7 protein-coding genes are annotated in these 12,095 nt (G+C 55.4%); 5 read left to right on the top strand and 2 right to left on the bottom strand.

The genetic code is table 11. The annotated features are described in order from the left end of the window. The first annotated feature begins 25 nt into the window (after window positions 1-25). From ACMGFH_RS10260 to ACMGFH_RS10240, 5 genes are all read left to right on the top strand, one after another. Window positions 26-1,240, top strand: a complete 1,215-nt coding sequence (locus ACMGFH_RS10260) for a hypothetical protein (RefSeq protein WP_415383017.1) — start codon at window positions 26-28, stop codon at window positions 1,238-1,240. A gap of 75 nt (window positions 1,241-1,315) precedes the next feature. Next, window positions 1,316-3,499, top strand: a complete 2,184-nt coding sequence (locus ACMGFH_RS10255) for a homing endonuclease associated repeat-containing protein (protein WP_415383016.1) — start codon at window positions 1,316-1,318, stop codon at window positions 3,497-3,499. A 372-nt stretch (window positions 3,500-3,871) separates the two neighbouring features. Beyond that, window positions 3,872-5,899, top strand: a complete 2,028-nt coding sequence (locus tag ACMGFH_RS10250; RefSeq protein ID WP_415383232.1) for a DNA helicase UvrD — start codon at window positions 3,872-3,874, stop codon at window positions 5,897-5,899. After that, window positions 5,892-6,800, top strand: a complete 909-nt coding sequence (locus tag ACMGFH_RS10245) for a PD-(D/E)XK nuclease family protein (RefSeq protein WP_415383015.1) — start codon at window positions 5,892-5,894, stop codon at window positions 6,798-6,800. Before ACMGFH_RS10250 ends, ACMGFH_RS10245 begins: the two co-directional genes overlap by 8 nt. Next, complete coding sequence (locus ACMGFH_RS10240) at window positions 6,797-10,258, top strand: ATP-dependent helicase (RefSeq protein WP_415383014.1); 3,462 nt, start codon at window positions 6,797-6,799, stop codon at window positions 10,256-10,258. Before ACMGFH_RS10245 ends, ACMGFH_RS10240 begins: the two co-directional genes overlap by 4 nt. Before the next feature lie 81 nt (window positions 10,259-10,339). On the opposite strand, the gene ACMGFH_RS10235 is transcribed toward ACMGFH_RS10240, so the two are convergent. Both ACMGFH_RS10235 and ACMGFH_RS10230 read right to left on the bottom strand, forming a co-directional pair. Next, a complete protein-coding gene (locus ACMGFH_RS10235; protein ID WP_415383013.1) occupies window positions 10,340-10,804 on the bottom strand; it encodes a hypothetical protein in 465 nt (154 codons plus the stop codon). Window positions 10,805-10,877: 73 nt separating this feature from the next. After that, window positions 10,878-12,014, bottom strand: a complete 1,137-nt coding sequence (locus ACMGFH_RS10230; protein ID WP_415383012.1) for a hypothetical protein — start codon at window positions 12,012-12,014, stop codon at window positions 10,878-10,880. Window positions 12,015-12,095: the final 81 nt, after the last annotated feature.

Raw genomic sequence — 12,095 nt, 5'->3', positions numbered from 1 at the left:
GGTTATTGGTATGTGTTGAAAGCGCATGAGTCAGAAACCGGCCCCCAAAGTAGAACTGGCGGCAGATCGTGTCCAGGTCTCTGAGCTAGAGATCACGAACTCGGATGTGGTGGAATACTTGGAGGAAATCGAAGTTGAGGACCGAGAAGAGGCGATCCAGTATGCGCTGAACGTGGGCGTAAAAACCCTACAGCTCGCCGAGACCTCTCGCGAAGAGGAGTTTGTCGAGCGGAAGTTCAGTGAGATGCACCAGGAGTTCGAAGCTGAAATCGAGCGTATCGAAGACGAAGTCGAGGAACGGTTCGGGAGCGATGGTGACGTCCCCGAGATTTTTCAAAAGCATCTTGGAGAAGACGGAAAGCTCCAGGAACACATCGAACACGCGTTCAGTGAGGACGGGCCGTTCGTCGACAGGCTCGATGAGGAGTTGGGTGAGGACGGCGAACGGATTCAGGAAGCACTCGACCCAGACGACGAGGGAACGCCGACTTACCGTCTGAAGTCTGCACTGCTGGACGAGATTCGGTCTCTTCGGGATAAGATCGAGGAACAGGAAACCGAAGAGGAGACGCGAGAGGAACTAAAGCAGGAGACGACGCTCAAAGGTGACGACTTTGAGGAGACCGTCGGTAACATCCTCGGGGACGTCGTCCGGAATACAACGGACGAGGTCGAACCGACCGGTGAGCAACTCGGTGAGCGTTCAGACCGAAAGGTCGGGGACTTCGTGCTCACCCTGGGTGACACTGGTCAGCGAATCGTCGTCGAGGCCAAGAGTGCGACGAACTACTCACAGCCGAAGATCAAGGAGGAGCTGGCCGAGGCCATCGAGAACAGGGACGCCGACTACGCGCTCATTGTCTTCGAGTGCGAGTCGTACGTGCCGGACAAGGTCGGATACTTCCAGGAGTTCGACGACGACCGGCTCTCTGTTGCGTTGAGTGCGGACGAAGACGACGACGTCGAACCTGGTTTTCTTCGCATCGCCACCAACTGGGCGCGGGCTCGTGCCGTCCAATCCTACGTCGATGCGGGGGCAGACCTTGAGCCAGAAGCTATCCAAAACGATATTGGAGAAATCGAGGACGCCATCGGTCGCTTCAGTCGGGTCCGGACGAAGACGACGAACATCCGCGAGGCTGCAAACGAGATCGACGAAGAGCTGCGAAGCATTCAGAACGACGTCGAAGACCGCGTCGGAAAGGTGCGTGCAGAGCTGCAAGGAGCGTCCGACTCGTGAATAGCTTCGGGAGCGGCACTCGGAAGTTCCCGAATCGCCCTAAAAATAAATAGGAAACAGAAAATACGGGTGACAGTGGGTAACCGAATCAGCAGGGAGGAGTTGCTTTCCGAGATCCACCGACTCCATGACGAATACGGAAAAGCAACGACAACACTGCTGAGAGAGCACGGAAATTATAGTAGTCGCACCTACAGCCTCCGGTTTGGCTCTTGGACTGACGCCCTCAACGAAGCCGGGCTCGAACCGAATCGAGAACAGAATATCTCGGACGAGGATCTCCTTGCCGAACTCCGGAAGTTAGCCAACGAACTGGACCGGACGCCAACGATGGCGGATATGGATGAAACGGCCCGGTACTCTCATGGCCCGTACCAGACGCGCTTTGGATCTTGGAACGAAGCAATTGAGAAAGCTGGACTCACTCCAAATAAGAAGCACGATATATCCGACGAGGATCTCATAGCCGAAATGCAACGGCTCACAGGTGAACTCGGGCGAGCACCCAAGCGCTCTGAAATGAACGACCGTGGCAAGTACAGTGGAGCGGTCTACACCCGGCGGTTTGGAACATGGAGTGAAGGCGTCGAGGCGGCTGGACTAGAGGTCCCCGCACAGCGGAAACAGTATACGAACGAAGATCTTCTCGAAGAACTCCGTCGACTCTCAGATTCCAACAGTGGGAAGATTCCCACCTGGACGGACATGCAGACGGATGGGAAAATGTCCGCCAAAATCGTCAGTGACCGATTTGGATCATGGCGTGAGGCTCTCATTGCGGCCGGGTTTGAAGTTCCGACGCGATGGAGCGAAGTCGACGCCGAAGATCTTTGTGAGGAATTAGAGGAACTCGCAACCCGGGTCCAAAGAGTACCGCGACGGAAGGATGTTACCGAACATTCGGAATTCCAGCCGGACTGGTTTGCGAAGGAGTTTGGGTCATGGAACGAAGCATTACGAGCTGCGGGATTTGAGCCAACTCACATTCACAATGTTTCAGATAGCGAATTGCTGGCAGAACTCGAGTCATTAGCGGATGAACTTGATCGAACGCCGCGACAATCAGATGTCGTAGAAAACGGTCGGTTTAGCGTTAGCCTCTATAAGCGCCGATTTGGCTCCTGGAATGATGCTTTGGAAGAATGTGGATTCCAACCAGTCCACCGCTACAATATCGGCGAATCTGAGCTACTTGACGCGTTGAATGATCTCGCCACGGAGCTCGATCGGACACCTAAGGCAAGAGAGATGGATGAGGTGGGGAAATTCTCTACGCCTCCGTATTTCGACCGGTTCGGTTCGTGGATTGAGGCTCTCGAAGCAGCGGGACTCGAGACACCCCTCTCATTCGAAGATGTCTCGTGCGAGCAACTTCTTGACGAAATTGAACGGATTGCAGAGTCGATCGATGGGATCCCCAAGATTTTCGATATTCGGAAACACAGTACTATCAAGTCAAAATGGTACTATCGGGAGTTTGATTCGTGGAACCAGGCACTTCGTAATGCAGGGTTTGAACCCCATCGGAACCACGATGTCTCCAATGAATCATTGGTCGCGGAACTGCAGCGGGTTGCGGACGAACTCGGCCGAACACCAACGATTAACGACATAGTCGGCAGCAGCGACTATGACCCCGCTCTGTACATTGGCCGATTTGATTCATGGAACGAAGCACTCCGAGCGGCTGATCTGGAACCCTCCAAACGAAGCCACATATCTGATGATGAACTCAAGGAGGAGTTCTATCGCCTCAAGGAAGCGCTTGGACACGTTCCATCCGGCGCTGAGATGAACGAACTCGGGACGTTTTCAGCTGCAGTATATAATATCCGGTACGGCGGCTGGAATGAGGCGGTCCGGAAGTTCGGGGAAGAACCGCGATACGTCAGTCCAGGTGAGGGAGACAGCCAAAGCTATGGGCCTCTTTGGGAGAAACGGCGAGAAGAAATCATCCAACGGGACGGTGAGGAGTGTGTCATTTGCGGGTTTGAACGTGATACTCACATGCACGAGTTTGGGCGTGACCTTAACGTCCACCACATCAATCGTTTCCTACGCGAATACGAGCGCACCACGAGTTTCGAGGTTGCCCATCGACACTCAAACCTCGTTACATTGTGTGTTCAATGCCACTCTGATGCCGAGGGAATGCCAAAGGCGTATTTTAAACAATTTGTCTCGGAGGGGGTACTAGATGAGACTGAGCAGACGAAACATCATCACAATCCTAACTACACATTGAATGATTTCACTTGAGCTTCTGAGATGTCGAAAGCGGCCTTTAGATCGGATCGTGAATTGAATGAGACTAAAACCCGATTGCGGCGTGATAAGGTAACCAGCTTCTTCTGCTTTTAGACCAGAAAGAGTCAATAAATATATATTTTGGATTGGGTTCTATCCAGTTCTACCAGTAGGTATACTGAAGTAGCCAATTCAAGCATGAACCGTTTGAAGTCCCGACTCGCTCACCAGTAATATCGCAAACGAATCCGAGGGACATGTATTTGGCCCTTCAACCGAAGCTATTGGCTATGTCATCGGTTGGTTCCTCAATGCTTGCGAGTTCGATACGGGTCGGGAGGTTATCCCGTGCTTGGTGAGCACTCGTTCGATGGGTCACTGATTATGACCCCATTCGCTAGCGGTATGGTCAGAGACGTTGTCGTAGACCGATATCAGCAACTGCTCGACGAGTACGACTCCGAGGAGCTACTCGTACTCACCGGATCGCCGACGAGCATGGGTACATTCCGCACGCTCCTCGATGATGTAGTTCCAGGCGCCGCTGTTCCTCGCGTGACATCGCTCGTCGTACAGGCAACGGAAGTAGTCAACAAAACCGACGATCGGACGATCCTTTCGGATACTCTCCGTCGTGAACTCGTCCACCGATTTCTCGAGGACTACGACTGGGAGTGTGATTACCTCCACCGAGCCGCCCAACAACCGTCGTTTGCAGAGGACATCGGCGGGCTCATGGAAACCGCGACGTGGCAAAACGCTGCCCTCGATACGACTCGAGAGCTAGAGGAGATAACCTCAGTACGAGATGCGTTTCACGAGTGGCTCGCCAATCACGACCACATGGTCCGGGGTCAGCTAATCAACGAAGCGACATCCGTCCTGGAGGACCCCGATCAGCGAAACGATATCGTCGACGCTTCGGCTATTCTCGCGGTCGAGTTCGAGGAGTTCTTGCCCCCTGACCGCCGCTACCTTCAGACGATTTCCGACGGAGTAGACCTCGTGTGCGTCGCAGAAACGGACGCCAGCATTCGTCGAACGCGAATGGAGTCCGGGTCGCTTGCCGACCAAGTCTCGTTCACCGACGAGGAAACACTCGACCGAGAAGACATCACCAGACGTCCCGAGGCGGCGGCTGCATACTGGGCTCGCGGAATCGTGCCCGACGATCCTGAGCGAGGTCAGGTCAACGTCCTAGCCACCGAAACCTCGGACGAGCAGCTCCACCAGGTCGCTGACGAAATCGAACGGCTCCGCGAGACGGAAGAATGGAACTATGACGACTTCGCCGTCGGACTCCAGCACAGTGGTTCGGCCCTTAAAGATACTCTCCGAGGACTAGAACGCTCTGGCCTGCCGACCGAATCGTCCACTGTCGTAGGGTTCGGCGACGATCCTGCCGTCCGAGAGCTTTTGCAGGTGACTCGTTACCTCGGGTCAGGGGGAGAGCACCGGGATGAGATTCTCGCCGATCACTCCGCGCTAGACCAAGGACTCCTCGAGGACATCGAGGCCATGAACGGACTTGCTGCTCCCCTTCGTCGTTGGGCCACTGATTCGAACTTGAAGCACCGCATCGTCGACGAGAACGATCCTCTGGATGCCCGCTCCCAGTTCAGCGACGTCGAGCGCGTGTTCCGAATGGCGTCATTCGTTGAGGACACCGCCTTCATCGACACGAGTTGGCAGTCGTTCGCGGACATGTTAGAGCGAGCACACGAGTATGCGCCCCAGCATAATCAGACGAGCGCCACCGAACGCGACGGTGGCGTTCAGGTCGATCACGTCGAAGCGATCAAGAATGGGCGATACCGAGCTGTCTTTCTTCTCGATCTCGTCGATGAGGAGTATCCTGGGGATGCCTGGTTGACGAGGCTGTTTCCACAGGAACGTGTGGCTGGAATGCCAGATTATCCCGGCGTGACGAATGTCGACGCTGACGATGTCGAGGCAACCTTCAGCACTGACTCAACCGAATCAAGCCGACCTCTTAGGCGATATTACGCGGAACTATCGCGACGGCGTTTGGCATCAGGTGCGGCGGCCGCGACGGACCGACTGTACTGTTGCCTCTACGAATACGAGGACACGGCACTGGAAGAGCGGACACAGGCTTCTCGCTTTCTCGCAGACTCCTATCGGACACTCTCCTGGATCACCGAGGCGCCAGACGAGACGATCCGAAGTGAACGAGCAGCCGAAGAGTATCTTCTATCGCGCGTCGATCGGGCGCTATCCGACGTTCGGCGCAGCCGCAGTCAAGACGTGACCGTAGCACTCGATGACCTCGAGGCGGATCTCGCAGAGGTTCACGAGCTTCTCGAAAACAGCGGTCGGCGCGGAGAGAGGCTGAGAGATGCACTTCATGCGCGTGTCGACTTCGCTATGGGGGAGATCCGCCGTGAGTGACGTAGTTTACCTCTCGCCGTCGCGGCTGGCCACGTATGCAGACTGTGCCCGGAAGTACGATCACAAGTACGAACAGCGTGTCGAAACACCCGACGAGACGACGCTGTATCTCAATCAGGGACTCGCGTATCACGAGACAATAGAGGTCGTCTGTAACGAGACAGAACCTGACGACGAACCCAAGCAGATCCACGCTCGGGCGATGGCTACCTTCGAGGAGACCTGGGCCGATCACATCGATCCCGCCGACTATGCGTCTCAATCACACCAAGAGTTCCAGCGGGCAGAGAATCGCGCAGCGCTGGATACGTTCTTTGATCCGAATGGTGGGGATGGTATCGAGCACGCCAGAAGCTCCGTCGAAACAGAGAGATGGGTCAAGTTCGAGCGAAACGGCCGGGGTTTGCACGGAAAGGTGGACAATATCCTCAAGACAGAGGATGAGCTCCACCTGATCGACTACAAGCGCAACCTCCGTGACGTCATTTCGTCGGGAACCGCAACGAGACTCGAAGACCACAGGAACGGTGACGACCATGAGCCGAAGCGTGTGAAAAACGCCTTCCAGACGGCGACGTACATTGAGGGGATTAAGCAATCGACGCTGTACGAGGACGGGATGACGGTCCGGTTCAGCTTCTACGGACTCATGAACCAAGGATCGTTCGTCAGCCGACCCGACGGTTACGAGGTATCTGCTCGAGGGTACCCACGTGAAACGACCGGTATCTACGATGAATACAACGACATGATCTGGTCATTGATCGAGGAGGCGCACGATGGAATCACGTCGGATGTCTATGACCCGAAACCGTTCGACCTGATCAACGACGAGGCCTGTCCTGACTGTGACTACAGTGATGCGTGTGCCGAGTACATCGCCGAGAGGGTAAGCCGATGACTCCGGAGCAGCCCGATTGGCTGCCCGTCGCTGAAGACGAACAGACTCCGAGAGAGCAACAGCAGACCATCATCGAATCGCAGACGTATCCAATGCGGGTCCTTGCTGGCGCCGGAACGGGGAAGACCTTCACGATGGTGCGGAAGATCGAGAATCTCATCGACGAACAGGGCGTTTCCCCCGACCGAATTCTCGCGCTGACCTTCACGAACAACGCAGCCGATTCGATGCGCGAAAAGCTCAATGCAAAACTCGGGACGGCCGGCTATGATATTGACGCGTACACCTATCACTCCATCTGCAACGAGATCTTGACGGACTACGCCTACGAGGCCGGCGTTGATCCGGACTTCGATATCATCACTGACGCCGAAAAGTACGCTATCGTCCTCGACGTGCTCGACGAGATTGAGTACCGGTCGGTCAAGCCGAACGTCTATGGCCCTGAATCCTTCGCCGACGGCGCTGCGTCAAAACTCCTCTCGTTCATCGGATCGATGAAACGTAACGGCATCGTCCCGGCGGATGTCGACTCCTTCCTCGGGCCGGCAGAACGGCTGTACGAACTGGACAGCCTACCCGAACGGATTGGAGCGATCGCCGGTGACCACCTCGGCGGTCGCTCCGTCGGTAGTGTGCTCGATGGGATTCCTGACGCCAGTCGAGACATCGCCGCTGAACGGGAACGCCTCGAATCAGACGGCGTCGAAGGATGTCTCCGAGATTTTCTTGATCGTCTCGTCGATCTCTGTGATGCACTAGAGGCGGCCTTCGAGGCCCACCAGGACGGTGAGCAATCGCTCCCGGAGAACGCCCACAAACTTCCGAAGTACCTCCTCGGCGGGTACAGCAGCGGCGCTCCGAGTGGGATTCCAAACGACCTGAAGATGGAACTGCCCGACCACCTGGAGGACTTCTTGGAAGACTGCAAGACGGCACGAGACCTCACGGCCGGCTACGAGGCTTACGAACGTGAACTAACCGAGCGGGGGCTCATCGACTTCGACGGACTCGTCGTTGAGACTCAGAAACTTCTTCAAGGTGACGTCGCGGACGAGATAGCTGGTCGGTGGGATTACGTATTCTGCGATGAATTCCAGGACACGGACCGCCTCCAGTTCGACCTCGTCACCGCGCTAGTCTCCGACGATCGACTCTTCGTCGTCGGCGACGACGACCAAGCCATCTACGAGTGGCGAGGGGCAAATGTCGACAACATTACCTCCGAACTGGATGCCAGGTATGGCGAGTCCCTCACGGACGAACCACTACTGCAGAACTTCCGTTCCCGCCAGCCAATTCTCGATCTGGCTAACGAAGCCCTCGAACTCGTCGACGAGCGGCAGTTCGAGAAAACGCTTACGAGAGTCGAGGAGCCCGATTACGATGGGACGTCAGTCGCCGTTATCGAAGAGGCAGAGGAGGCTCAGCAGCGAGGGGAACAGCTAGTCACTCTCGTCAGGAATCTGCTCAGTGGTGAGGCAAAGGACCTCGATCAGAGTTACGACCCAGAGGATGTCGCGTTGCTCGTACGGAAGAACGACCACGCGACGCCTATACTAGAGTCGTTCGACCGAGCCGGAATCCCCTATCAGGTATCCGGCGACCTCGCAACAGAGTCCATCGGCGTGGGCACAGTCGTCGCGTATCTCAAAGCCCTCGCTCGTCCCGAGACAGACGAGGTCAGCTGGAATCGTGTCCTGACAATGCGGTATCGCCTCTGTGATCGCGATCTCCGATTGCTTAACGACCACGATGATGGATTACTCACGGCGCTTCTCGACGTACCTCTCAATCAGTTCGAGGAACCAGATACCATACGGGAGGCCCGAAACCACGTGAAAACGCTGTTAGAACTCCGAGACACTGCGTCGCTCGGTCATTTCTATCGAGAACTCAAGGACCTGACTGACATTGAGTGGTACTTGAGCAGTCAGGAACGTCGGGACCTGGACCGGCTTGACGAGGTCATAGAGCAGTACGGAACTGGCGCCGTCCAGCCACCGTTATCCCCAGATTTCATCGAATCGCTCCAGCACTACGATTCGTTGCTCGACGAGAGTGGTTCCACTCCATCGAGTCAGCCGGATCTGGCGGACGATGCGGTCAACGTCATGACTGTTCACAAGAGCAAAGGTCTCGACTTCCCCGTCGTATTGATGCCTCGACTCACGGCCGATGAGTGGGAACCGAGTTCGAGAACGTTCGGCGCGTTAGAAGAGGCCCTCGCTACGGGGCCAACAGCCGCGTTCGACGAAGACTTCGTCGCCCGTGACGCGAGAGAGACGAGGCGCGTACTCCACGTCGGGCTTACTCGTACAGAAGACATCCTCGTACTCCAAGGACGGAGCGGCGACGAGGAGAGTGCAGGGGAAGAATCGGACGAAAAGCCAGGTCCATCCATGCACGAAGCCGTGGACGAAATTCTCCCGTCGTCGGTTCCCTGGGAACCCGACAGTGGTCACATTCCGCTCTGGCGAGACCTGAACGCATGTCTCCCAGCTGGGGCTAGCGACTGGACGGACTCTCTGGCAACCAACGTCGTCGGGTTCGTAGGCGGTGGCGTGACCTATAGTGGCGACCGACTGGAGCCGGATGAGGGTCGCGAACAGGTGCTCTCCCTTGCGACAAAGTCACTACAGGGGAACGTTGAGTCCTCCATCGAAGAGCCAACGTTCGAAGTCAACGTCCTCACCGGTCCGTCGACGCCGATGCCCGCACTGCGTCACAGCTATACGTCGCTTGAGACGTTTGAGGAGTGTCCGCGTCAACACTACTTGGACTACGTCGTCGGTGCTTTCGACGATTACAGGGAGACCAGTGGCAAGGTCGAAGGAGTTTCTCAGCAAGATATCGGGTTACTCTTCCACGATACAGCAGAGATCGCTGCCGAGAAGGAGACGACCGATCCCGACGGATGGCACGAGATTTGTGAACGACTCGCCGGCCAACGCCGTGCCCGCGATGCCCTTCCTGCCGCGAAGGCCTGCATCGACCGGTACTTCGAACTCGAGATAAGTCGCTGGGAAGTCGTCGACGCCGAACGGCAGTTCCAGGTCGAGGTCGACGGGCACGAACTCGTCGGATTCATAGATGCCGTTTATCGTACGTCCGATGGCGAGCTCGTGGTCATAGATTACAAAGCGACGGAACGTACCCGTGATATTGAGTCGAATCGGCAGCTTCCCCTCTATTTGCTTGCCTGTCGCGACCTCTATGACGAACCGGTTGACCGAGCGGGATACGCGTACGTCGGTGAAGTCGGGCCGAAAGTAGTCACGCGATCATACGGAGCGTCTGATCTAGAAGCAGTCCGTTCTTCGATCACGAAGTCGATAGAGCAAATTTCCGAGACGACATTCAATCAATATGAGGCGGACGACCACTGCCGTTGGTGTACTCACAACCAGCTCCCCTGTGCAGACGAGAAGTACACAGTGCAGAAGATCAGCGACTGATTCGTTACTAGAACTTGCATTTCTGAGAGCGGATTAAAGCAGCTACCACGACAGTGTTCGTACTCTCTGGAGCAGAGTATCCTAATTTTCTCGGGGAACGTGGGGAAGTCGCTCTTGGATAGTGACGAGAACGGCATCGTGCTCCTCGGTGGGAGCTATTCTAACGACTTCGTACGATTCCTCGTCGTAGTCGAGTAGCCATAGCAGATAGTGGGTCCGAGGGTGACATTTGATTTCGTCATCGTTGGGGTCTATTACTCGTATTTTGAACGGCTTGCCCGTTCCATCAGGGTTTGGCTCGCTCTCGTATTCGAAGTAGACATTGTCGATAGAGTACTGCCCACCTCTCTTTTCGAAGTGTTGCTCGTTATCGACGTAGTGCTCGTAGTTCCAAGCGTGGATTTCGCCCGAGACGACGAGGAACCAATCGAGCGGTACCAGATGGATGTACCTCTCTATATTATAGGCTGTCTCCCGGATTTCAACGGGATCGGTGAAGTGGTTCTCAGTGGTCTGTGGAGCGATTTCGTCGCCAGGCAATGCCATGGACCAACATGACTATTTAAGTGCTATAGCTCTACTGGAAGTAGAAACACGAATGAGATATTACCGGACGAAACTATCCTCCATTCACATCGTAGGACATCTGGAACGCCGGTTGCCCCCGTGTGATCTCGTGGTCGGCTATCGAAAATAGCGGCTGGATGTCTGCTTTGGTATAATCCTCTATACAGTCATAGAGTTCTGTCGCGCGCGTATCTGATCCATCGGAAGGCGCCTCTAACCAGGCAGCACCGAAATAGGGGATGTCGCTATTGAAGATCTCCGTATCGTCCAAATCGTAGGACGGCGGTGTTCGACCGTTCTCATGCATCAACTGCCATTGGTCACCACGCCAGTTTCGCGGTGAAAGGCCGGTTTCGTAATCCGTCCAGCAGGTCGTTGGGACAGGAGAACCGACATGGCTGGCCATATCCTCGAGAGATCCTGCGCCGAGAGCTCTATTCTTCGCCGCTGAGAGATCCGCATGATGGTGGGATTCGAGTACTGTTCGAATTCGGTCTCCTCTTTCGGGCTCGCCAGTAGCTACAGCAGCTCTTTTTGCACGCCCTAGAAGCACGGGGAAATCGAACCACGCCCCACTGAAAGTCACAATAACCTCGATATCACGTGTCTCGATCCAGTCGACAACTGCTTCGATTGCTTCTAATTCCGCCGTCTCCGTCTGATCCTCTCGGAAGAGAACCTCGGTCTCGACTTCCGAGTCGCAATCCGCTCGATATCCCAAACCGATACAGAGGATTTCCTGATGATCGGGATTCGTCGCCTCGCGGTCACTCTCCGATACAGTCGAAATGGTCTCAATATCCAAGGCAGCGATGGATTCAGCGTCACCGAGTTTTTTGACGACACCATCACCAGAGGGTGATGAAGGCGCGGGACAGTTTTCTAGCTCCTGAATCTGCCGTTCCCATTTTGCCTGAATGCCGATCGTGCCTTGATAGATATCCGGCCTGACGTCATCGAATTCGTACCAGGACCCCTCGATGAATTCGTACCCGGCGAGCTCACAGTCCTCGAAGACGGTTATCTTCACGTGAACGCCGGTTACATCAGAGCAGTGGACTATCTGTGCCCAATAGTCGTGGTCTTCAGTTTCATCTATACTGTCTATCCTGAGGGGAATTCGGAGGCTGTTTTCGTCCTGTTTTGCAGTGGAGACGATGTCCTCCGCTGTCTGAACACTCGATGCCATTGTAGCGACATGGACTCCCGTATATATTTACTTTGGGATGGACGTATATCCGAGTTTGTTAGTTTGGGATGGAGTTAGTCA

Origin of the sequence: Halosimplex rarum, assembly GCF_047715405.1 — an archaeon.
In the GTDB taxonomy this organism is placed as follows: Archaea; Halobacteriota; Halobacteria; order Halobacteriales; family Haloarculaceae; genus Halosimplex; species Halosimplex rarum.
Note: the sequence above shows the minus strand (reverse complement) of the source record. Positions and strands in the feature narration are given on the sequence as shown.

Coding starts and splice junctions, on each gene's coding strand:
- ACMGFH_RS10260 (WP_415383017.1), top strand. CDS start 26: ATGAGTCAGAAACCGGCCCCCAAAGTAGAACTGGCGGCAGATCGTGTC.
- ACMGFH_RS10250 (WP_415383232.1), top strand. CDS start 3,872: ATGACCCCATTCGCTAGCGGTATGGTCAGAGACGTTGTCGTAGACCGA.
- ACMGFH_RS10240 (WP_415383014.1), top strand. CDS start 6,797: ATGACTCCGGAGCAGCCCGATTGGCTGCCCGTCGCTGAAGACGAACAG.
- ACMGFH_RS10235 (WP_415383013.1), bottom strand. CDS start 10,804: ATGGCATTGCCTGGCGACGAAATCGCTCCACAGACCACTGAGAACCAC.
- ACMGFH_RS10230 (WP_415383012.1), bottom strand. CDS start 12,014: ATGGCATCGAGTGTTCAGACAGCGGAGGACATCGTCTCCACTGCAAAA.